Genomic DNA, 21822 nt, shown 5'->3' with positions numbered 1-21822 from the left:
GTCGGGCGTCGTCCAGGCCAGGTCGGTCGCCTTGTCGGGCTCCGTGATCCGGGCCTCGCCCCCGAGCACCTCACAGGCCACGAACAGCGTCACGTAGTGGCGGCCGATCTCCGGCATCGGGTCGTCGGTGAAGCCCAGCCGGGCCGTGGCGCGCACGTCGAGCCCCGTCTCCTCCGCCACCTCCCGCACGGCCGTCTCCTCCGGCGACTCGCCGAACTCCTGGTGCCCGCCGGGCAGGCCCCACGTGCCCGCGCCGTGCGCACCCGTCCGGCGCAGGACGAGCCACCGCCCGTCCTGCGCCACCACCGCCCCGACCCCCACCCGCACGTGCTCCACCCGACCTATGCTCGCGCCGGTGAACCCGTTCCTCGCACCCAGCCCGCTCCCGTTCGAGTTCCCCGACTTCGACGCCATCCGCGAGGAGCACTACCTCCCCGCGTTCGCCGAGGGGATGGCGCAGCAGCGGGCGGAGGTCGACGCGATCACCGCGTCCGCCGAGGCACCCACGTTCGAGAACACGATCGTCGCGCTGGAGCGCTCGGGCGCGGTGCTCGACCGGGTGTCCGCCGTGTTCTTCACGCTCGTCAGCTCCGCCAGCACGGAGGGCATCCGGGCGATCGAGGCCGAGGTGGCGCCGCAGCTCGCGGCGCACTCCGACGCGATCACGCTCGACCCCGCGCTGTTCGCGCGCATCGAGGCGATCCCGTCCGACGGTCTGGACGCCGAGTCGCAGCGGCTGCTGGAGCGCTACCACCGCGACGCGGTGCGCGCCGGGGCCCGGCTGGGCGCCGCCGAGCAGGAGCGTCTGCGCGCGCTCAACGCGGAGCTCTCCTCGCTGTCCACGGATTTCGGCTCGACGCTGCTGGCCGGGGCGAACGCCGGCGCCGTCCACGTCACCGATCCGGCGCAGCTCGACGGCCTGTCCGCCGACGCGATCTCGGCGGCGGCGCGGGCGGCGCAGGACCGCGGGCTCGACGGCCACCTCATCACGCTCATGCTCTTCACCGGCCAGCCCGCCCTGGCGTCGCTCACCGATCGGGCGCTGCGCGAGCGCCTGCACACGGCGTCGATCACCCGTGGCCTGGCCGGTGAGCACGACACCCGCGCCATCGTGCTGCGCATGGCGGCCCTGCGGGCCGAGCGGGCGCAGCTGCTCGGGCATCCGCACCACGCGTCGTGGGTGGTGGAGGTGGGCACCGCCGCCACCGTCGAGGCGATGGACGCGATGCTCGACGCGATGGCCCCCGTCGCCGCCGCGAACGCCCGCGCCGAGGCCGAGGAGCTCTCCGCCGACGCCGGCTACCCGATCGAGGCCTGGGACCGCGCGTTCCACGCCGAGCAGGTGCGCCGCAAGCGCTTCGACCTCGATGCGGCGGCGCTGCGCCCCTACCTGGAGCTCGAGCGGGTGCTGCACGACGGCGTCTTCCACGCCGCCGGGCTGCTCTACGGGCTGCGCTTCGCCGAGCGGCACGACCTGCCCCGCTACCACCCCGACGTGCGGGTCTTCGACGTCCACGACGAGAACGGGCAGCTCGGGCTGTTCGTCGCCGACGTGTTCGCCCGCGACTCCAAGCGCGGCGGCGCGTGGATGAACTCGTTCGTCACGCAGTCGCACCTGCTGGGCACGAAGCCGGTGGTGCTCAACACCCTCAACATCGCCAAGCCCGCCGACGGCGAGCCCGCGCTGATCTCCATGGACAACGTGCGCACGCTCTTCCACGAGTTCGGCCACGCGCTGCACGGCCTGCTCTCCGACGTCCGCTACCCGCGGTTCTCCGGCACGTCGGTGCCCCGCGACTTCGTCGAGTACCCGTCGCAGGTCAACGAGATGTGGCTGGACGTGCCCGAGATCCTGACGAACTACGCCCATCACCACGAGACCGGCGAGCCGATCCCGGTCGAGCTGGTGGAGCGACTGGCCGCGTCGCGGCAGTTCGGGGAGGGGTTCGCCACCACGGAGTACCTGGCGGCCACGCTGCTGGACCAGGCCTGGCACCGGCTCGCGCCCGGGGAGATCCCGTCCGATGTGGAGACCTTCGAGGCCCGGGCGCTGGAGGCGGCCGGCATCGCCGTGCCCATCGCCCCGCCGCGCTACCGCAGCACCTACTTCAACCACATCTTCGGCGGCGGCTACAGCGCGGGCTACTACTCCTACATCTGGAGCGAGGTGCTCGACGCCGACACCGTCGAGTGGTTCACCGAGAACGGCGGCCTGACGCGCGGGAACGGCGACACCTTCCGCCGCGAGCTGCTCAGCCGCGGCGGCGCCGTCGACCCGATGGAGGCCTACCGCGCCTTCCGCGGCCGCGATCCGGAGATCGCCCCGCTCCTGGCCCGCCGCGGCCTTACGCCGCCGAGCTGACGAGCTCCGCGGCCCGCACGTACGGGTGACCTCGGTGGCGGTCGCGGCCTGCCCCGTCCGCCGGACGCGCTCGCTCGTCGGCCGGGGGCGAACAGGACGTTGCCGGTCAGGTCGTCGTGCACCAGCTGCGCCCGGCCGTCCGCCGTCCGGGGAACCAATGGGGTGAGCGCCGCATGGACCGTCCGCAGCTCGGGTACGACGTCGACGTCCGGCTCGTGCCGGGCCGCGCGGTCACCCACGGCCCACACGTCGGCGCGGCGGAAGGACGGCTGGGGGAACCCGGCCAGCGCGGCGTGGAAGGCGCCGCCCGCGTCGACGATCTCCGTCCACCGGGGAGCCACGGCGCCCTCGACGTGGAGCGACGCGGTCCAGCCGTCGTGGTTCCAGCGCCCGGCGGTGGTCCGCAGCGGCCGGGCGACCCGGAACCCCTCCTCCTGGACGGCCGCTACCTCGCGTGGTGTCGGTGCCTTGATCGGCAGATCGGCGCGATTCCGGCCGGATGTGGCCGCTTCTGCGCCGAACCGCTGATCATGACCGTGGTCCCACGGCGGCGGGCGTCGGGGCGCGGCGGCGGTGCAGCAGCGTCGTGGCGCCCCCCGCCAGCAGGCCCCAGAACGCCGAGCCCAGGCCGAGGAAGCCGATGCCCGCGGCCGTCACCACGAACGTCACGGCGGCGGCCTCCCGGCCCGAGGGCTCCGCCACCGCGGACGCGATCGACGCCGCCAGGGCCCCGAGCAGCGCGAGCCCGGCCACCGCCTCCACCAGGACCGGTGGCGACTGGGCCAGCACCGCCGTCGCCAGACCGGCGGCCAGCCCGAGCACCGCGAGCGCGACCCCGTTGGTGATCGACGCGATCCAGCGGCGGGGGGCCGGCCCGGCGTCGGGGCCGGCGGACAGGGCGGCGCTGATCGCGGCCAGGTTCACCGCATGCCCACCGAACGGGGCTCCGGCGAGCGTCGCGAGGCCGGTGGCGGCGAGGATCGGGCGCAGCGGCGGGAAGTAGCCGTACTGCGCGAGCACCGCCATCCCCGGCACGTTCTGCGACGCCATCGTGACGAGGAACAGCGGCAGCCCGATCCCGACCAGCGCCGGCAGGCTGAACACCGGTGGCGTCCAGGTCAGTGCGGGGGCGAGGTCCGCGCCCCGCAGGCCCGAGCCGGTCGTGACGATCAGGACCACGGCCACGGCGAGCGCGGACGGCACCGCCCACGGCCGCGCGAACCGCCCGACCACCGCCCACACGACGATCACCGGCGCGGCCAGCAGCGGCACCTCGGCCGTCGCGCGGACCGGTGCGAGGCACAGCTCCAGCAGCACTCCGGCCAGCATCGCGCCGGCGATGTTGGCCGGGATGGCGGCGATCACCCGGGCCAGCCACGGCACCAGCCCGCTGACGACGACGAGCACACCGCACAGCAGGAACGCCCCGACCGCCGCGCCGAACCCGCCCTCCGGGGCCCCGGAGGAGATCAGCAGGGCGGCCCCCGGGGTCGACCAGGCGATGCTGATCGGCATGCGCATGCGCACGCCGAGCACGAGCGCCACGAGCCCGGAGCAGAGGCTGACCGCCAGCAGCCCCGACGCGGCCTGTGCCTCGTCGGCCCCGGCCGCCCGCAGCCCGGTGAGGACCACGGCGAACGAGCCGGCGAACCCGACCAGGGCCGCGACCAGTCCGGCGAGCGCGGGTTGCACGAACCGTTCCATATACGGAACGCTAACCCGCGTGGCAGCGGAACCGGAAGGGGGTCGGCCGGCGCTCGACTCCGGGACGACGGTCGGGCCGCGCGTCGCGGCGCTGCGGGCCGAGCGGGGCTGGTCGCTGTCGGAGCTCGCGCGCCGGGCGTCGCTGGGCAAGGCGACGCTGTCGGGTCTGGAGGCGGGCACCCGCAACCCGACGCTCGACACCCTGCACGCGGTGGCCGCCGCGCTGGAGCTGCCGCTGACGGCGATCCTCGCGACCCCGCCGACGGAGCTGGTGCGCGGCGCGGCCGTCGAGATGACGCTGCTGCGGGTGTTCGACGACGGCCCGATCACCTACGAGCTGTACCGGATGCGGATCCCGACCGGGGCGGCGCAGCAGTCGCCCCCGCACCACGCCGGGGTCACCGAGCACGCGACGGTGTTCGCGGGGGTGCTGGAGACGGCGGCCGGGAGCGCCGGGCCGGGCGAGTACGTCGAGTGGGCGGCCGACGTCCCCCACGGCTACGCCGCCGTGGGCGAGACGGACGTGCTGGCGAGCCTGCTCATCCGCTATCCGCGTCCGCCGGCCTGACCTCCCACGGCTAGGCTGACCTGGTGACCCAGCCCACCCCGTCCGAGCCCACCCCGTCCCCGGAGCCCGAGCCGGAGATCGACGAGGCCGAGGTCGAGGTCCCGCTCAACCGCGCCGACCGCCGGGCGAAGGCCAAGGGCAAGAACCCGTCGCACGTCGGCCCGCAGGCCGGCCGTGCCGACCAGGGCAAGGGTCCCCGCAGCCACACCAAGCGCCAGCTGAGCTGACCACCCCGCACCCAACCCACCCCGCGACTCGCGCACGCGAAAGCGCCGACTCGCGCACGCGAAAGCGCCGACTCGCGCACGCGAAAGCGCCGACTCGCGGGGTCAGGTGGGCTTGTGCCCGTTCTCGGTGACCGGGGCCGGGGCGGGAGCGACGTGGCCGGAGTCGCGGGTGGCCTTGTCGGTGGCCGCCTCCAGGAACCGCAGCAGCTCCACCGGGAACGGCAGGATCAGCGTGGAGTTCTTCTCCGACGCCACCTGCACCACGGTCTCCAGCAGCCGTAGCTGCAGGGCCGCCGGGTGCTCCGACATCGCCGCCGCGGCCTGCGCCAGCTTCTCCGACGCCTGCAGCTCGCCGTCGGCGCTGATCACGCGCGCCCGCCGTTCGCGCTCGGCCTCGGCCTGCCGCGACATCGAGCGCTTCATCGACTCCGGCAGCGCCACGTCCTTGATCTCGACGCGGTCGATGTGCACGCCCCAGCCCAGGGCCGGGCTGTCGATGAGCACCTCGAGGCCCTGGTTGAGGTGCTCGCGGTTGGACAGCAGGTCGTCGAGGTCGCTCTTGCCGATGATCGACCGCAACGACGTCTGCGCGACCTGGCCGATGGCCGCCATGTAGTTCTCGACGTCGACGACGGCGCGCACCGGGTCCACCACCCGGAAGTAGACGACGGCGTCGACGCGCACCGTCACGTTGTCGCGGGTGATGCCGTCCTGGGCGGGCACGGGCATCGTCACGATCTGCATGTTGACCTTGCGGATCTTGTCCATGCCCGGCTGCAGCCGCATCAGACCCGGCCCGCGGACGTTGTCGCGGACCTTCCCGAACCGGAAGACCACGCCCCGCTCGAACTGCCGGATCACGCGGAAGCCGGCTCCGAACCAGACCGCGCCCATGGCGGCGATCCCCAGCACCACGTCCACGATGATCATGACGTACTCCCGTCGTCACCATGCCCTTCTGACGGTACGCGCCGAGGTGGCAGGGTGGGTCGCATGCAGGTGAGCATCTTCGGTTTCCTGGGCGACGGCGCCGGCCGCCCGGTCGTCGACGCCTACGTCGAGACGCTGTCGCGCATGCGCGACGAGGGCTTCGCGCGGATGTGGACCGCGCAGCTGCCCCACGAGCCCGACCTGCTCACCACGCTCGCCGTCGCGTTCCGCGAGGTGGAGGGCATCGAGGTCGGCACCGGGGTGCTGCCGATCCAGCTGCAGCACCCGATGGCGCTGGCGCAGCGTGCACTGACGCTCAACCTGATCGCCGGCGGCCGGCTCACGCTGGGTCTCGGGATGAGCCACCGGCCGGTCACCGAGGGCATGTGGGGCATCCCGTGGGACCGCCCGGTACGGCGGCTCGGCGAGTTCCTCGACGGCCTGCTGCCGCTGCTCGCGGGGGAGAAGGCGGCGGCCGTGGGGGAGACGCTGACCACGCGCGGGCGCCTCGTCATCCCGGGAGCGCCCGCGCCGGACGTCTACGTCGCGGCGCTCGGCCCCCAGATGCTGCGCCTCGCCGGCCGCCGCACGGCCGGCACGGTCACCTGGATGACCGGGCCGCGCACGCTCGCCGACCACATCGGCCCGACCCTGCGCGACGCCGCCGCGGAGGTCGGCCGCACGGCCCGGGTCGTGGCGGCGCTGCCGGTGGCCGTCACCGACGACGTCGACGCCGCCCGTGCGCAGGCCGCCGAGCAGTTCGCGATCTACGGGAAGCTGCCGTCCTACCGCGCGATGCTCGACCGCGAGGGGTTCGCCGGTCCCGAGGACGCCGCCTTCATCGGCGACGAGAAGACCGTGGCGCACCGGGTCGACGAGCTGCGCGACGCGGGCGTCGACGAGTTCGTGGCCATCCCGTTCGGCCCGTCGGAGGAGGAGCGGGCCCGCACCCGCGCCCTCCTCCGCACCCTCTAGGAGCAGTGCCCCCCGCGGGACGGCGGCACGTCCAGCGTGGGGTTGCGGTCGAAGAAGCCGACCGGCTTGAGCCGGAAACCGGTGTGCTCCACCGGCATCACGGGCCAGTCCTCCGGGCGGGGGAAGTGCGTGGTGCCGAACGTGTGCCAGACGACCACGTCCTCCCCGTCGAGCGGACGGTCGGCCGCCACCCACGCGGGCAGGCCGGCGCCCCCGGGGTTCTGGTTGACGAAGTCGCCCGCCGGGTAGCGCTCGGCCGGGTCGTACCGCGTGACCCACAGGTGCCTGGTGGCGAACGTCGCGCGGTCGTGGATCGACGAGGCGTCGTCGGCCAGCAGCGTGGCCTGGCCCTCGGGCAGCAGGGCGTAGCCGACGGTGCCGCCCAGCGAGTTCTGCACCGACGGGTTGACGATGTGCCAGGCCCGCGACACGGAGCCGTCGGCCGACCGTTGCGCCTGCGACTCCGACGTCAGCCGCGTGCGCTTCTGCCGGAACGCGTTGCCGTACTCGTTGCCCGGCCCCATCGGGATGCGCTCGGCCTCCACCTCCTCGACGGCGTTGCCCACCCCGTCGACGGTCATGTCCAGGCGCGCCGAGAACAGGTGCTGGTGGTACGGCGCCATCACGCCGGGCGCCACCTGCGTGGCGTACTCCGAGTCCGCGGCCGCGGTGAACACGACGCCGGTGAGCTTGGCCTCCAGCTCGATGGAGCCGTCGAGGTAGAGGTACCAGTAGAAGCCGTAGTCGTAGTTGCCGATGGTGGTGAAGAACGAGATCACCATGCGGCGCTGGCGACGGGTCTCGGCGCTGCCGGCGAACATGTCGGCGTGCTTCCACAGCACGCCGAAGTCCTCCTCGTGCATGCAGATCGCGTTGCTGATCGTGACCGGGTTGCCGAGGTCGTCGGCGAGCACGGCGTCGGCGTAGTGGATCTCGCCGAGGCAGTCGCAGCCGAGCTTCAGCGAGTTGGCGTAGCGGGCGAACATGTACTCGCCGCAGTCGAAGTAGTTCTGCCAGAACCGGACCGGCGCCGGGTCGGCGTAGGGCACCACCATCTCCGCGATGGACGCGCGGTAGACGATCGGGCGGCCGTCGAAGCCGATCTGGTGCAGGGTGAGGCCCTCGCGCTCGTTGAAGCCGAAGCGCAGGTCCCAGTTCTGCCACGTGAGGTGGTTGCCTTCCACGGTGAACGACGGGCCCTCGGGCTGGGTGATCTCGATGGGCTTGAGTGTCTCGCGGTCCGGCCCGACGTAGGCGGGGTCGTCGAAGTTGCCCGACGCCGTGGGCACAGGGGTGATCCCGGCGTCGATCACGCGGTCGACGGTGCGCGCGGTGAGGTCGACGTAGGCGACGAGGCCGTCGATCGGGTGGGCCCACGGGTGGTCGCGCTCGTGGTCCTGCTGGAACCCGAACGCCCGCACGATGCGCCGTCCGACCTCGCCGGGGTAGTCGTAGACGCCCGCCGAGAGGGGCACTGCGCGCACGGAAGCCGGCTCGATCCCGCGGGCGGCCAGGGCCGCGAGCCAGCCGGCGTCGACGTTGAGGATGTCCTCGATCAGTTCGAACTCGGCGTCGATGATCGGCGGCTGGCCCTCGGTGGCCGGGTCGAGCTCGCGGGTGCTGACGACGTCGCCGCTCGTGGCCGAGACGACGTTGTCGGTGGAACGGCCGGTGGCGAGGTCGAGCAGGACGGCGCGGAACCGGCGGTCCACCGGAGCCGCGGCCAGCACGTCGGACTTCGGCGGCTCCTCGGGCGCGAAGAATGCGAACCGGACGGTCTCACCGAGCAGTCCGGCGTCGGCGAGCGCGGTGCGGACGGCGTCCACCTCGGCGGTGGAGGTCATGTCGAGCGGATGGGTACGCACTTCAGCAGGTCTGCCGAGCGCACCGAGTCCGGTGGGGCGGCTGGGACTGGTGTCGTGATGGTGGTCGGCGAGAGTCATAGCCCACTCCTAGACGGCGACAGCAGGGACGGCGGCGGACGAGCGGGCACGCGACCACGCGGCCCCCGCGGCGAAGAAGACGACGAGCACGGCCCCGATCGCGACGGCGAGGCCGGTGGAGCCACCGATCAGCGTCGGGAAGTTGGAGATGGTCAGGTAGAGGAACACCAGCAGTCCGACGAGCCCGAGCGCGGGAGCGCCGACCGTCTGCCACGGCCGCGTGTCCACCTGCGTGCGCCGGAAGTAGACCAGCACGGCGAGGCAGGTCAGCGCCATCAGCGCGAGCACCCCGAGCGTGGCGGTGCCGGCCATCCAGGCGAACACCTGCGTGACGGGATCGAGCCCGACCAGCGCGAACAGGGCGACGAGCACGAGTGCGGTGCCCGTCTGCACGAGCGATCCCATGTGCGGCGACCCGTGCCGCGCGTGGCTGCGCCCCCACGCCGAAGGTAGCGCCCCGCTGCCGCCGAGCGCGAAGAAGTAGCGGGCCAGGACGTTGTGGAACGACAGGATCGCGGCGAACAGGCTCGTGACCAGCAGGATCTGCGCGACGTCGCCGCCGACGGTGCCGAGGTAGTTCGTGATCGTGGTGATGAGCATGCCGCCGGGATCGGCGGTGGCGGCGGTGACCGCGCCGGCGTCCCCCCACGCCGTGACGACGGCCCAGCCCGACACCGTGTAGAACGCGCCGATCAGCACCAGCGCCAGGTAGGTGGCGCGGGGGATCGTGCGCTCGGGGTCGCGCGCCTCGTCGCGGAACACGGCGGTGGCCTCGAAGCCGATGAACCCGGCCACGGCGAACATCAGCGCGACGCCGAGCGAGCCCGACCCGATCTGGGTGGGCAGCAGGAACGCGGTGGACGGCCCGTCCGGGCCCCCGCGCCCGGTGACGACGGCGTCGAACGCGAGCACGATCGCCACCTCGCACACCAGCAGCACGCCGAGCACGCGGCTCGACAGCTCGATGCGCCGGTAGCCCAGCACCGCGACGATCGCCAGCACGACCACCGAGTACAGCCACCACGGCAGCGCCGGGCCGCCGTAGTTCTGGACCAGCCCGCCGATCACCGCACCGATGTAGCCGTACACCGCGAGCTGCACGGCGGTGTACGTGACGAGGGCGAGGAACGCCGTGCCCAGGCCCGTGACGCGGCCGAGCCCGCGCTCGACATAGGCGTAGAACGCGCCGGCGCCGGGCACGTGCGGGGTCATGGCGCAGAACCCGACGGCGAACAGCAGCAGCACCGCGGCCGAGAGCGCGAACGTGGCCGGGAACGCGGGGCCGTTGCCGATCGCGATGCCCAGGGGGACCGTGCCCGCGATGACGGTGAGCGGAGCAGCCGCCGCGACGACCATGAAGACGATGGATCCGACGCCGAGCGAGCCGCTCAGCTGCGTGCGGTCCGTCATGATGGACCTTCCGGTGGGGGATGGGGCCCGGTGACCGTCACCCGGCCGGCCCGCGCGGGCAACGCCCCTTCCCGGCTCCCGCGAAAGCCGGTGTGACCCCTCTCACCCTGCGGGAACCGGCCGGGAAGTTTTCTCATTCGGGATGTACGCAGCATCAACGTTCCCGCCCTACCCTGCGCTGATGCGCCATGGGGCACTGTCGGGTCTGCGTCACCGCTCGCCCGTGCACGGCCTCGACCGCCGCCACCTCGGCCCGCCCGAGGTCCTGGCGCAGTCGGTGTCGAGCGCGGCCCCGGCCGCGGCGATGGCGGCCGCCCCGGCGATCGCCGCCACCACCGCGGGCTCGGGCACGATCTGGTCGTTCGTCATCGCGACGGTGGTCTCGCTGCTCATCGGCTCGTGCATCGGCCGGTTCACCCGCCGGATGGCCGTGGCGGGCTCGCTCTACAGCCTGACGGCGAAGGGGCTCGGCCCGGCGGCCGCGTTCACGTCGGGGATGGCGCTGCTCGTCGGCTACGGCGTGCTCGTGATGGGGGCCCTCGTCGGCTCCGCCACCTACGTCGACGCCCTGCTCGGACGCCTCGGCGTCGAGGCGTCCGGGACCGTGCTGGTGGCCGCCGCGATCGTGCTGGGCGCGCTCGTCACGGGCGGGGTGCTCGCGCGCGTCAGGCTCTCGGCCCGGGTGGTGCTGGCGGCGGAGGCCGTGTCGATCATGCTGATGATCGTCGTGTTCGTGGTGCTCCTGGGCGTCACCCCGCAGGTGCCCGCCGCCGTCACCGGGGGATCGGGCGTCGGCGGGATCGCGGCCGGCGTGCTGCCCGCCCTGAGCGCGTTCATCGGGTTCGAGGCGGCCACCGCGCTCGGGGTCGAGGCGCGGCGGCCCTTCCGGACCATTCCCCGCGTCGTGCAGTGGACGGCCGGCGTCGCCGGGGTGCTCTACCTGTTCGCCACGTTCACCCAGATGACCGGGTTCGCCCGCACCGGTCTCGCCACCGTCGACGAGCCGGTGCCCGCGCTCGCCCTCGCGCTGGGCCAGCCGTGGCTCGCGCTGCTGCTCGACCTCGGCATCGCCCTGTCGTTCGCCGCCTGCGCGCTCGCGACGCTCAACGCGCTGGTCCGCGTCGTGTTCTCGATGGCCCGCGACGGCATCGCCCCCGCCGCGCTCGGGGCCACCCATCCGCGCCGGCAGATCCCGCACGTCGCCATCGCCGTGGTGGTGCCCGTGGTGGTCGTGGTGCCGGTGGCCCTGCTCGCGTCCGGCCTGCCCGCCGCGCAGGTGCTGGCCGACCTGCTGACGCTCGCCACCGTCGGCTACCTGGTGGCCTACCTGCTGGTCTGCCTGGCGGCACCGTTCTTCCTGCGCCGCATCGGTGAGCTCACGCCCGTGCCCGTCGTGGTCACCGCGGTGCTCGTGCCGGTGCTGCTCGTGGTGCTGGTCGCGTTCGTCGTCTCGGCGTGGGGCGGGGTGGTGCCCCTCGCCATCGGGGCGCTGATCGTGGTCGGTCTGGCGTGGTTGCTCTGGCTGCGCCGGCGGCGGTCCGCGCAGCTCGCGGCGATCGGCGTCTACGACGAGACGGTGACGGCGGACGTGCTGGGGGGCCACGAGGGATCACCGCTGTGAGCTCCCTGGAGCCGCTCCCGATCTCGGGCCGTTAACCGCGGGCCGTGCGCAGCGCGCTCGCGGTGCTGGAGGAGGTGGTGGCGGCCGGGCCCGGGGTCACGGCGAAGGAGATCTCCGCGGCGCTCAAGCTGCCGCAGGCCACCACCTACCGGCTGCTCAACCTGCTCGTCGGCGAGGAGTACCTGGTGCGGCTGCCCGACCTGCGCGGGTTCGCCCTGGGCCGGCGCGCCGCCCGGCTCGCCCTGCCCGTCGTGCCCACCCCGCCGGCCGCGGCCCGCGCCGTGGTGGAGCACCTGCGCGGGCAGGTGCGGTGGGGCGTGCACCTGGCGTCGTTCCGCACCGGGCAGGTCACGCTCGTCGACCCGGATCCCGACCACCCCCCGAGCGACGACGTCGTGCTCGCCCGCCACCCCCACGCGTCCGCCCTGGGGATGCTGTTGCTCGCCGACCAGCCCGACTGGCGGGCCCTGGCCCGTGACCTGCGCCCGCTCACCGAGCACACCGTCACCGACCCGGGTGAGCTGGACGCGCGGCTGGAGGTCGTCTCCGCGCAGCGGGTGGCCCGGCAGTGCGGACAGGTGCGGGCCGACCGGGGCTGCATCGCCGTGCCGGTGCACGATCCCGCCACCGGGGCGCTCGTGGCCGGGCTGGCGCTGTGCGGCCCGGCGGCGCGGGTGGCCGAGCCGAACACGGAGCTGGTGGCGCTGCTGCACGAGCACGCCGACCGGCTCGTTCCGCTCCTGGCCTGAGACGGATCCCGGAACGACCCGTCCCGCCCGGTGGGGAGCGCCGGGCGGGACGGGGTGGTGCCTGCGGAGTGGTCTGGGGATTACTTGTAGATCCGCATGTAGTCGACCATCATCTGCGTCGTCTGCATCGAGGTGCCGCCGAAGTTGTCGAGCTGGATCACCGGGTGCATCGGCTGCTGGGGGACCGACCCGCTGCTCTGGTTCTGGAACCACTGCACGCCGTCGATGTAACCGGTGACGCTGCTGCTCGTCCACTCCACGGCGTAGTTGTGCCACTGGGTGAGGTCGATGTTCTTGGTCGCACTCTCCTGCTGGTTGGAGGAGCTGTAGTGCAGGAAGAAGCCGACCTGGTCGGAGTCGCTGGAGGTCTCGGCGAAGTCGATCTCCGGCGGCCAGCCGCTCTCGGGCCACAGCAGGAGCACCGGGTGGTAGTTGCCGTCGCCCTTCGGGAACTTGGCGCGCATCTCCCACTTGCCGTAGGTCTGGTTGCCGCCCCAGGCCATGCCGCCGCTGTTGCCCCCGGAGTCGCCCGTGATGGTGACGACGCCACCACCGACCTTGATCGCGTCCGGGGTGCGGCGGCCGTTGCCGTTGTGGCCCGCGCCGTCGTAGGGCCCCCAGGTGCCGTTGAGGCTGGAGCCGTTGAACTCGTCGCCGCCGACCATGGTCCAGCCCTGCTTGACCGCGGCCTGGACGCCGTCGCCGGCCGAGGCCACGGCCGCGCGGACCGGGGCGGGCGCCACGGCGGGCTTGCGGGCCGGGGCCGGCTTCTTCGACGTGGTCGGCGCCGCGCTGGGCGTGGAGCTGGGGGCGGAGCTGGGAGCGGCGCCGGCCGTCGGGGCGGCGGGGGCGATCTCCACCGGTGCCGGGTCGTTCGGGATGAGGGCCGAGCTCAGCTCAGGCCCGGCGACGGTGTCCTCCTGCGGCGGGTTGACCAGCGTGGCCACCGTGGCGGCGATCAGCATGACGACGGCGCCCACGGCCAGCGGCGCCAGCCGCCGGGTGAGCATGCGGCCCGAAGCGCGCCCGTGAGCACCACCGGTGGTCGCCACGGCGGCACGACGGTGCCGGCCGGTGTCGTCACCGGAGAGGTCGTGCTCAGCCGAGATGCGCTCGATCAACTCGGTGGGGGATTCCGAGAGACCATCCGCAGCGGAAGATTTCCGTCGCATGACCCAGACCCTAGGGAAGGTCACGGGGTGTGATCACCGAACCTGAGAGCCCGGGTTGCTCGTCGTCGCCCACAGGTCGTTCTGGCGCGCCGGAATGCACCCGAACGGTCTGTATCCACCAGGGCTGTACTCCGTTCGGCCCAGTTGGTCTCTCAGCTCGCGATCATGTGCGCCACTCAACCGGGTGAATTCGCTCCGTTAGCCGATTGTTATCCCGCGCGGGACGCGGCAAGGTGTCGGTCGATGCTCCCCGTCGCTCCCCCGGGGGGTGCGTCCTCGTTCCCGTTGGCGGCCGTGCCGTCGATGCGTTCGTCCGTGCCCCCGAACGATCATGTCCTCCTGGCGCTGCCCCCCACGGCCGCGTCGGCTTCCGTGCTGCGCAGCCTCCGTTCCGAAGGCATCAGCGTCAGCCCGATCTCCGACGGCATCGGCGTGCTCGACGCCGTCCGCTCGCGGGATCCGGCGATGCTGGTGCTCGACGTCGAGCTGCCCGGCCCCGACCAGTCCGCGGTGCTGGCGGCCGTCCAGCAGGAGGCGCCGCACGTGCCGCTCATCGCGGTGACCACGCGCGAACGCCGCTCGGGTCTGCTCGGGCTGCTGCGCGGAGACCGCGACGACTTCCTGGTCCGGCCGTTCGCCGTGGACGAGCTGGCCGCCCGCATCCGGCTGCGGCTGCGTCTGGGGCAGCCCGTCGAGAACACGGTGCTGCGCCAGGGCGAGCTGACCGTCGACACCGAGTTCGGTGAGGTGAGCGTGGACGGCCAGCCCGTCTCGCTCTCGCCCACCGAGTACTCGCTGCTGATGGCGCTGCTGGGCACGCCCGGCGACGTCGTGGCGCCCGAGCGGCTCGCCCGCGAGGTGTGGTCGGAGCCGGCGTCGGCGAACCTCGTGCAGGTCTACATCTCCTACCTGCGTCGCAAGATCGGCCCGGAACGGATCCGGACGGTGCGGGGCGAGGGATACGTCCTCGAGGCGTGAATCCACCCATCGGCTGAACGGGTGACGACACCTCGATAACGCTTCGGGTGTCACCGCCCCATGTCGCGTGTCGCGGGCGGTCACTGCGTGCTACCCAGTGCGCACGTGGGCCGAGAGGGGTTCGGTCCGCCCAACCTCTCGGGAGACCGCAGTGATCCTCAACATCATCCAGGCCGTCATCATCGGTGCGATCCTCGGCTTCGTCGGGCGCCTCGTCGCGCCCGGCAAGCAGAACATCCCGGTCTGGCTGACGATCGTGGTCGGCATCGTGGCCGCGTTCATCGGCACCTACATCGCCCGGCTGTTCGGCGTCGCCGACACCCGCGGCATCGACTGGATCGAGCTGATCATCCAGATCGTCGTCGCCGCCATCGGCGTCACCGTCGTGGCCGGCATCTACGGCCGCCGCGGCGTCCGGAGCTGACGCTTCACCGGATCACACCGACAGCCGGGTCCCGCAACCGCGGGGCCCGGCTGTTCGGCGTCGCGATCCGCCGGGGGTCACCGGCGGACGACGGTGCGACCGTGGGGTGGGCCCGCGGTCGCGCGGCGGCACCGCACGGTGCAGCGTGCTCTCATGGCGACGCGACCGGGACCACGACCGCACCCCGCACACGCGGGGCCCCGGTGACGGCCGGGCCGGCCATCCCGGTGCTCGCCCTGCTGGGAGTGCTCGGGCTGGTGGGCGGGATCGGGATCACCGCCGTCGGGCCGGGCGGTGTGCTGCCGACGATCGGCCTGTTCGCGCTGACGGACCTCCCCCCGGCCGCGGTGGCCGGCACGGCCATCGTCACGCACGTCGCCACCGGCGCACTGGGAACCGCCGTCTACACCCGCTCCGGGCAGTTGCGCGATCCCGCGACCCGCCGCACGGCGCTGCTCCTGGCCGGCTGTGCCGTGCTCGGAACCCCGGTGGGCGTGCTGGTCAACACCGTGGTGTCGAGACGGACGTTCGGCGTGGTGCTGGGGATCGTCCTGGCGCTCGTGGCCGCGCTGGTGTGGTTCCGCGAGCGTCACCGGCCCACCGTCACCCGTGCGCACCCCCCGGCGAGCGTGGTGGTCCCCCTGGGTGTGGCGGTGGCCATGGTGAGTGGGATCGTCGGTGTCGGAGGACCGATGCTCACCGTACCCCTGCTCGTCGCGCTCGACGTCCCGGTGCTCGAGTCCCTCGCCGCCGCCCAGGCCCAGTCGGTCGTCATCGCTGGCGTCGGCACCGCGGGCTACGTCCTGTCCGGCGCCGTCGACTGGCCGCTGGCCGTGCTGGTGGGGGTCCCCGAGCTGGCCGGCGTGCTGATCGGCTGGAAGATCGCCCACGCCCTGCCCGGGCGCAGCCTGAAGTACGCGATGGTCGTCACGCTGCTGGCCCTGGCCCCCTACCTCGCCCTGCACGGCTGAGTGCCGACGCGGTCGCCGCACTACCGCTCGAAGGTGCCGGCCGCCTCGAGGAACGCGTCGTTCTCCGCGGGGGAGGAGACCGTGACGCGCACGCCGTCGGGATGGAACGGGCGCACGATCACCTTGTGCTCCAGGCAGTGCGCCGCGAAGGCGGCCGTGCGCTCGCCCAGGGAGAGCCAGACGAAGTTCGACTGCGTCGGCGGCACGGTGTAACCGGCCGCCACCAGCGCGTCGCGCACCCGGACCCGCTCGGCGACCACCTCGGCGCACGCGGCCAGCAGGTTCTCGGCGTCGTCCAGCGCCGCGACGGCCCCGGCCTGGGCCAGGGTGCTGACGCTGAACGGGGCGCAGACCTTGCGCAGCGCCGTCGCGATCTCCGGCGTGGCCACGGCGTATCCGACGCGCAGCGCCGCCAGCCGGTAGGCCTTGGAGAACGTGCGCAGCACCACCAGGTTGGGGTGGGCGTCGAGCACGGACAGCCCGTCGGCGGCGTCGGGATCGGTGACGTACTCGTGGTAGGCCTCGTCCAGCGCGACGAGCACGTCCGGACCCACGGCGGCGAGGAACCGCTCCAGCTCCGCGCGCGTGACCACCGTGCCCGTCGGGTTGTTGGGGCTGCACACCATGATCAGCCGGGTGCGGGGGGTGACCGCCGCGGCCATCGCGTCGAGGTCGTGGCGGAAGTCGCCGTCCAGCGGCACGGTGACGGCCGTGGCGCCCCCGATCTGCGTGACGATCGGGTAGGCCTCGAACGAGCGCCACGCGAAGACCACCTCGTCGGAGGGCTCGAAGCACGAGATCTGCACGAGCTGCTGGCAGATGCTCACCGACCCGCAGCCGACGGCGATGGCCGACGGGTCGACGCCCAGCGACCGCGCGATGCGTTCGGTCAGGCCGACGGCGGCGAGGTCGGGGTAGCGGTTGCCGGCCGCGGCGGCCTCGGCGATGGCGGCGAGCACCGGCGCGGACGGGGGGAGCGGCACCTCGTTGCTGGCCAGCTTGATCGCCCCGGGGATCGCCCGGCCCGGCACGTAGGCGGGGAGGCTGTCGAGATCGGCGCGGATGAGCGTCATGAGGTGAGACTAAGCCGCCCGGCGCTGTAGGGGTCGACGTGCCGTGCCACGCTGTGACCATGACCGAGATCCGCACCGAGACCGTCCCCCTGGTGGACGGCAGCGCCCTGCGCCTCACCGTCGCGGAGCCGGTCAGCTCGATCCGCGGGGGGATCGTCGTGCTGCACGAGGCCCGAGGCGTCACCGACGCCGTGCGCGGCCTGGTCGGCGGCCTGGCGGGCGACGGCTGGCTCGTCGTGGCTCCCCATCTCTACCACCGCGACGGCACGGACGAGCTGGCCGGCGACGACGGGCAGGTCCAGGAACAGGTCGACCGGCTCGACGGCGAGCAGGTCATGGCCGACACCGACACGGCGTTCGGCTGGCTGGCCGACCGCGACGTGAGCGCCGACCGGATGGGCGTCATCGGGTTCGACCTGGGCGGTTCCGTCGCCCTGCTGGTGGCCGCCAACCGCACGCTCGGTGCCGCCGTCACGGTGGCCGGCGACCACGTCGGTGCCGTCCCCACGGCGCGGATCACGTCGCTGGTCGACGCGGCGAAGGGCCTCACCTGCCCGTGGCTGGGCATCTACGGCGAGACCGCCGACGGCGGGACCGACCCGGAGATCGACCGGCTGCGCGCCGCCGCGTCGGCGTCGGAGGTGGCCACGGACGTGGTGGTCTACCCCCGCAAGGAGAACCGCTTCGACGACGATCCCGACACGGCCGCCGACGCCTGGCAGCGCACGTTGAACTGGTTCGACAGCCACCTCCGCTGACGTCCCACCCGCGAGTCGGCGCTTTCGGGTGCGCGAGTCGGCGGTTTTCCGTGCGCGAGTCGGCGCGCCACGTTCGTGACGTCCGCGCGTGGCCCTGGCGCCTGGTGCTCCGGGATTGCATGCTGGCGGCATGGCCGATACCCCCGACGTCCTGTGGGTCCCCGCCGCCGATCAGGCCGGCCCGATGGCGGAGTTCGCCGCCTGGGCGCACGAGCGCCACGGCGTCGACACGTCGGACTACGCGGCGCTGCACGCCTGGTCGGTGTCCGACCTCGACGCCTTCTGGGCGGCGGCCGCGGAGTTCCTCGGGATGCGCTTCAGCACGCCGCCCACGGCGACGCTGGGGTCGCGGGAGATGCCCGGCGCGGAGTGGTTCCCCGGCGCCACGCTCAACTACGCCGAGCACGCGCTGACGCCCGGCCCCGGCCGCGAGGACGCCGACATCGCGCTGCTGTACGCCCGCGAGGACGGCCTGGAGCGCACCGTCACCCACGCCGAGCTGCGCGACGCCGTCGGTCGCGCCCGCGCCGGGCTGGTCCGCGCCGGGGTCGGGAAGGGCGACCGCGTCGTCGCGCTGGCCCCCAACTGCACCGAGACGCTCGTGGCGTTCCTGGCCGCGGCGAGCCTCGGGGCGATCTGGTCGTCGTGCTCCCCGGACTTCGGCATCCGCGCCGTCCACGACCGCTTCGCCCAGATCGAGCCGATGGTGCTCGTGGCCGTCGACGGGTACGTCTACGGCGGGAAGTGCTACGACATCCGCCCGAACGTGACGGCGCTGCAGGCGCAGCTCCCCACGCTGCGCCAGACCGTCCTCGTCCCGTACCTCGACGAGGACGCCACGCTGGACGACACCACGCCGTGGGCGGAGTTCACCGCCGGGCACGCGCCGCTGGCGTTCGAGCCGGTGCCGTTCGACCACCCGCTGTGGGTGCTCTACTCGTCGGGCACCACGGGACTGCCCAAGGGCATCGTCCACGGCCACGGCGGCATCGTCCTCGAGCACATGAAGGCCCTGCGGCTGCAGATGGAGCTCGGGCCCGGCGAGCGGTTCTTCTGGTTCACCACCACCGGCTGGATGATGTGGAACCTGCTGATCGGCGGACTTCTCGTCGGATCGACAATCGTCCTGTTCGACGGCAACCCCGGCTATCCCGACCTCGGCACGCTGTGGAAGCTCGCCGAGCGGCACCGCGTCACCTACTTCGGGGTGTCGGCGCCCTACGTCCAGAGCTCGCTCAAGGCGGGCCTGCGCCCCCGCGACCAGTTCGACCTCTCCGCCATACGCGCGATCGGCTCCACGGGCTCGCCGCTGTCGGAGGAGGGGTTCCGCTGGATCGGTGACGCCGTGGGCGGGTCGATCCAGATCTGCTCGGTCTCCGGCGGCACCGACGTGTGCGCGGCGTTCGTCGGCTCGTCCCCGACCGTGCCGGTGTGGCTCGGCGAGATCTCCTGCGCGGCCCTGGGCGCGGACGTCGTCGCCTACGACGAGGCCGGCAAGGAGCTCCTCGACGAGGTGGGGGAGCTGGTGATCACCAAGCCCACACCGTCGATGCCCGTGATGTTCTGGAACGACCCGGACGGCACCCGCCTGCGCGAGGCGTACTTCGAGGACTACCCGGGCGTGTGGCGCCACGGCGATTGGGTGCGCCGCACCCCGCGCGGCTCGTACGTGATCTACGGGCGCAGCGACTCCACGCTCAACCGCGGTGGCGTCCGCATGGGCACCGCGGACTTCTACTCCGTCGTCGAGGGCTTCGAGCAGATCGTCGACTCGCTGGTGATCGACACCACCGAGCTCGGCGCGAAGGAGGAGGGCGCCCTGTTGTGCTTCCTCGTGCTCGCCCCGGGCGCGTCGCTGGAGGAGGTGGAGCCCCTGCTGCGCAAGGCGTTGCGCAGCGAGCTGTCGCCGCGGCACGTGCCCGACCGGTTCGTCGTCGTCGAGGCGGTCCCGCGCACGCTGAGCGGCAAGAAGTGCGAGGTGCCGGTGAAGAAGATCCTGGCGGGGGTGGCGCCGGACAAGGCCGTGAGCAGGGGCGCGCTGCAGAACCCGGACGCCCTCGACCCCTTCCTGGCGCTCGCACCCGGGGGGTCGTGAACCCGCTGGACGGGCCTGTGTAACCTTTACGACGCAGGGGGCCGCAAGGCTTCGGGAGGCTTCGCCTAGTCTGGTCTATGGCGCCGCACTGCTAATGCGGTTTGGGGTTACCCCCCATCCCGGGTTCAAATCCCGGAGCCTCCGCGCTGGAACGGCCTTGCTAGGCTGCACCGGTACAACTGAAGAGTAGGCGCCCGTAGCTCAACGGATAGAGCATCTGACTACGGATCAGAAGGTTAGGGGTTCGAATCCCTTCGGGCGCACCACGCAAAACAGGCCCTGACCAGCATGAACGGTCAGGGCCTGTGATCTTGCTGGGATTCACTGTTGATCTCGGTCCACGAACCGGTCCACGAACGTTGCTAGCTTCCGTTCGTGGCAGATCGAGGGGGCGCCTCCGTCGCGAGGCAACGCGGGAGCATCCGCCGGCGGGCGCGGTGCTGGGAGGTTCGAGTCTCAGCGGGCGAGGATCCGTCCACGGGCGAGCGGATCGTGCTTGTCGAGAGCGTGCCGATCGACGGCACTGGTGAGCGCGCAGAGCGGGCGGCCTACAAGGAGGCTGAGAAGCTCCGTACACGCCTCCTGGCCGACGCCGACGATCTCAAGGTCGCCCGGACTCGCGCGACCGTCGGCGCGCTCGTGGAGCGCTGGATGGCCCAGCACGAGATCGATCCGACGACACGCATGACGTACGACGCCCAGATCCGGATCTACATCGAGCCAAAGCTCGCGGACGTCCCGCTCATGTTGTTCGTGCGTGAGGCCGCGCAGAGGCTCGAGCCGTGGTACGCCCACCTCCGCCGGTGCCGGGCCCTCTGCAACGGCCGGCCCTCCATCGAGAGGCACGCCCAGGAGGGCTCGCACGACTGCATCGGCGCCGGCTGCACGCGACACAAGTGCAAGCCCTACGCGGCCTCGAGCGTTCGGTCGATCCACGCGATCTTGTCCGGCGCCTGCTCCGCTGCCGTCCGCTGGGGCTGGATCGCCTTCAACCCAATGCCGTCGGTCCGGCCGCCGATCAAGCCTCGACCACAGCCGAAACCCCCGACAAGCGAGCAGATGGCACGGATCGTCCAGGCGGCATGGGCTGCCGACGCCGAGTGGGGTCTCTTCATCTGGCTGTCCGCTGTACTCGGCGCGCGCCGCGGCGAGGTTGTCGCGCTGCAGTGGGAGGACATCGACCTCGCGGTCGGCGTTGTGCGCCTCGACGAAAACTACGTGCGGACAGCCGATGGGATGGTTGTCAAGGACACCAAGACGCACCAGATGCGGAGGGTCTCGATCGATGCATCGACGGTCGACCTCCTACGACGGCACAAAGAGAACACGGGTCAGAAGCTGCGACTCCTTGGCGGATCGCTGACCGATCGGACTTGGGTGTTCTCGGCGAAGACCGACCACAGTCAGCCGCGCGACCCTGCATCGCTGACTCGGCGATACGGCCGGCTGGTAGCCAAACTCGGTATCGATACGGTACTCAAGGAGCTCCGCCACTATTCCGCAACCGAGTTGCTAACTGCGGGAGTCGATCTCCGAACTGTGGCTGGCCGACTCGGGCACGGCGACGGAACGACAACCTTGCGTCACTACGCAGCGTGGGTCGGATCTGCTGACCGGTCCGCAGCCAGCACGATCGGCTCTCGGATGCCGGTCCGCCCGGGGTTGCCGAACCCGTGACGTGCCCGACGCAGAGGAGGTCGTAGCCGATGGCTGCGTGGCAACACGCAAGCCGCAGTACCGAGGGCGAGATCAGAGGCACTGACGGGGCACGCACTGCCGACCGCACGGGCGATCGATGTGCGTGACTCAGCGAGGCATGGATCACACACCGTGACAGCCCTACACTCTGCTGGATGTCACCC

18 protein-coding genes, 2 tRNA genes and 1 pseudogene are annotated in these 21822 nt (G+C 72.6%); 14 read left to right on the top strand and 7 right to left on the bottom strand.

Annotation, left to right across the window (positions count from 1 at the left end; genetic code table 11):
- Positions 1-12: 12 nt before the first annotated feature.
- Positions 13-414 (bottom strand): annotated as a pseudogene (locus BGP03_RS36045) (NUDIX domain-containing protein); the annotation flags it as partial.
- Here BGP03_RS36045 and BGP03_RS23435 point away from each other — a divergent pair.
- Positions 344-2362, top strand: coding sequence for a M3 family metallopeptidase (locus tag BGP03_RS23435; RefSeq protein ID WP_298795956.1), 2019 nt, complete (start codon positions 344-346; stop codon positions 2360-2362). The pseudogene BGP03_RS36045 and the gene BGP03_RS23435 sit on opposite strands and share 71 nt — an antisense overlap.
- Positions 2363-2890: 528 nt before the next feature.
- Here the strand turns inward: BGP03_RS23435 and BGP03_RS23430 are convergent.
- Positions 2891-4066, bottom strand: coding sequence for a benzoate/H(+) symporter BenE family transporter (locus BGP03_RS23430; RefSeq protein ID WP_296375058.1), 1176 nt, complete (start codon positions 4064-4066; stop codon positions 2891-2893).
- Between the two features lie 19 nt (positions 4067-4085).
- Between BGP03_RS23430 and BGP03_RS23425 the strand changes: the two genes are divergently transcribed.
- Positions 4086-4634, top strand: a complete 549-nt coding sequence (locus tag BGP03_RS23425; RefSeq protein WP_298795960.1) for an XRE family transcriptional regulator — start codon at positions 4086-4088, stop codon at positions 4632-4634.
- A 23-nt stretch (positions 4635-4657) separates the two neighbouring features.
- Entirely contained in the window at positions 4658-4861 is a 204-nt protein-coding gene (locus BGP03_RS23420) for a hypothetical protein (RefSeq protein WP_296375054.1), read from the top strand.
- 102 nt (positions 4862-4963) lie between these two features.
- Here BGP03_RS23420 and BGP03_RS23415 read toward each other — a convergent pair whose 3' ends face one another.
- Entirely contained in the window at positions 4964-5788 is an 825-nt protein-coding gene (locus BGP03_RS23415) for a slipin family protein (protein WP_296375225.1), read from the bottom strand.
- Positions 5789-5854: 66 nt separating this feature from the next.
- Here BGP03_RS23415 and BGP03_RS23410 point away from each other — a divergent pair, with 66 nt between their 5' ends.
- A complete protein-coding gene (locus BGP03_RS23410) occupies positions 5855-6766 on the top strand; it encodes a TIGR03564 family F420-dependent LLM class oxidoreductase (RefSeq protein ID WP_296375053.1) in 912 nt (303 codons plus the stop codon).
- On the opposite strand, the gene BGP03_RS23405 is transcribed toward BGP03_RS23410, so the two are convergent.
- Together BGP03_RS23405 and BGP03_RS23400 are read right to left on the bottom strand one after the other, a co-directional pair.
- A complete protein-coding gene (locus BGP03_RS23405; protein WP_299737487.1) occupies positions 6763-8631 on the bottom strand; it encodes a primary-amine oxidase in 1869 nt (622 codons plus the stop codon). The genes BGP03_RS23410 and BGP03_RS23405 overlap by 4 nt on opposite strands.
- A gap of 87 nt (positions 8632-8718) precedes the next feature.
- Positions 8719-10119: an APC family permease gene (locus BGP03_RS23400; RefSeq protein ID WP_296374310.1), complete on the bottom strand. Its 1401-nt coding sequence runs from the start codon at positions 10117-10119 to the stop codon at positions 8719-8721.
- A gap of 181 nt (positions 10120-10300) precedes the next feature.
- Between BGP03_RS23400 and BGP03_RS23395 the strand changes: the two genes are divergently transcribed.
- Positions 10301-11740: an APC family permease gene (locus tag BGP03_RS23395; RefSeq protein ID WP_296374313.1), complete on the top strand. Its 1440-nt coding sequence runs from the start codon at positions 10301-10303 to the stop codon at positions 11738-11740.
- A gap of 44 nt (positions 11741-11784) precedes the next feature.
- Complete coding sequence (locus BGP03_RS23390) at positions 11785-12489, top strand: IclR family transcriptional regulator C-terminal domain-containing protein (RefSeq protein ID WP_298795965.1); 705 nt, start codon at positions 11785-11787, stop codon at positions 12487-12489.
- A gap of 80 nt (positions 12490-12569) precedes the next feature.
- On the opposite strand, the gene BGP03_RS23385 is transcribed toward BGP03_RS23390, so the two are convergent.
- Positions 12570-13541, bottom strand: a complete 972-nt coding sequence (locus tag BGP03_RS23385; protein ID WP_296374316.1) for a glycoside hydrolase family 16 protein — start codon at positions 13539-13541, stop codon at positions 12570-12572.
- 363 nt (positions 13542-13904) lie between these two features.
- Between BGP03_RS23385 and BGP03_RS23380 the strand changes: the two genes are divergently transcribed.
- From BGP03_RS23380 to BGP03_RS23370, 3 genes are all read left to right on the top strand, one after another.
- Positions 13905-14639 (top strand): response regulator transcription factor, encoded by a 735-nt coding sequence (locus tag BGP03_RS23380; protein ID WP_296374318.1) that lies wholly within the window; start codon positions 13905-13907, stop codon positions 14637-14639.
- Between the two features lie 151 nt (positions 14640-14790).
- On the top strand, positions 14791-15063 hold the full coding sequence (locus BGP03_RS23375; RefSeq protein ID WP_296374320.1) for a GlsB/YeaQ/YmgE family stress response membrane protein: 273 nt from the start codon (positions 14791-14793) through the stop codon (positions 15061-15063).
- 203 nt (positions 15064-15266) lie between these two features.
- Positions 15267-16034 (top strand): sulfite exporter TauE/SafE family protein, encoded by a 768-nt coding sequence (locus BGP03_RS23370; protein ID WP_296374321.1) that lies wholly within the window; start codon positions 15267-15269, stop codon positions 16032-16034.
- 20 nt (positions 16035-16054) lie between these two features.
- On the opposite strand, the gene hisC is transcribed toward BGP03_RS23370, so the two are convergent.
- On the bottom strand, positions 16055-17107 hold the full coding sequence (hisC, locus tag BGP03_RS23365) for a histidinol-phosphate transaminase (RefSeq protein WP_296374322.1): 1053 nt from the start codon (positions 17105-17107) through the stop codon (positions 16055-16057).
- A gap of 59 nt (positions 17108-17166) precedes the next feature.
- On the opposite strand from hisC, the gene BGP03_RS23360 reads away from it, so the two are divergent.
- From BGP03_RS23360 to BGP03_RS23340, 5 genes are all read left to right on the top strand, one after another.
- A complete protein-coding gene (locus BGP03_RS23360; RefSeq protein WP_296374324.1) occupies positions 17167-17865 on the top strand; it encodes a dienelactone hydrolase family protein in 699 nt (232 codons plus the stop codon).
- A gap of 130 nt (positions 17866-17995) precedes the next feature.
- On the top strand, positions 17996-19960 hold the full coding sequence (locus BGP03_RS23355; RefSeq protein WP_298795968.1) for an acetoacetate--CoA ligase: 1965 nt from the start codon (positions 17996-17998) through the stop codon (positions 19958-19960).
- Positions 19961-20014: 54 nt separating this feature from the next.
- Positions 20015-20104, top strand: a tRNA-Ser gene (locus BGP03_RS23350).
- A 46-nt stretch (positions 20105-20150) separates the two neighbouring features.
- A tRNA-Arg gene (locus BGP03_RS23345) sits at positions 20151-20226 on the top strand.
- Positions 20227-20452: 226 nt separating this feature from the next.
- Positions 20453-21637 carry a site-specific integrase gene (locus BGP03_RS23340; RefSeq protein WP_298795970.1) on the top strand — a complete coding sequence of 395 codons (1185 nt, stop codon included), beginning with the start codon at positions 20453-20455 and terminating at the stop codon, positions 21635-21637.
- Positions 21638-21822: the final 185 nt, after the last annotated feature.

The sequence above is a fragment of the Pseudonocardia sp. 73-21 genome (assembly GCF_001899645.1).
Lineage (GTDB): Bacteria > Actinomycetota > Actinomycetes > Mycobacteriales > Pseudonocardiaceae > Pseudonocardia.
This window is presented reverse-complemented; position numbering and strand designations above follow the sequence as displayed.

Bases quoted from the DNA above. Each gene is read 5' to 3' on its own strand.
- BGP03_RS23380 (WP_296374318.1), top strand. From the start codon at position 13,905: ATGCTCCCCGTCGCTCCCCCGGGGGGTGCGTCCTCGTTCCCGTTGGCG.
- BGP03_RS23400 (WP_296374310.1), bottom strand. From the start codon at position 10,119: ATGACGGACCGCACGCAGCTGAGCGGCTCGCTCGGCGTCGGATCCATC.
- hisC (WP_296374322.1), bottom strand. From the start codon at position 17,107: ATGACGCTCATCCGCGCCGATCTCGACAGCCTCCCCGCCTACGTGCCG.
- BGP03_RS23435 (WP_298795956.1), top strand. From the start codon at position 344: ATGCTCGCGCCGGTGAACCCGTTCCTCGCACCCAGCCCGCTCCCGTTC.
- BGP03_RS23430 (WP_296375058.1), bottom strand. From the start codon at position 4,066: ATGGAACGGTTCGTGCAACCCGCGCTCGCCGGACTGGTCGCGGCCCTG.
- BGP03_RS23395 (WP_296374313.1), top strand. From the start codon at position 10,301: ATGCGCCATGGGGCACTGTCGGGTCTGCGTCACCGCTCGCCCGTGCAC.
- BGP03_RS23410 (WP_296375053.1), top strand. From the start codon at position 5,855: ATGCAGGTGAGCATCTTCGGTTTCCTGGGCGACGGCGCCGGCCGCCCG.
- BGP03_RS23355 (WP_298795968.1), top strand. From the start codon at position 17,996: ATGGCCGATACCCCCGACGTCCTGTGGGTCCCCGCCGCCGATCAGGCC.
- BGP03_RS23360 (WP_296374324.1), top strand. From the start codon at position 17,167: ATGACCGAGATCCGCACCGAGACCGTCCCCCTGGTGGACGGCAGCGCC.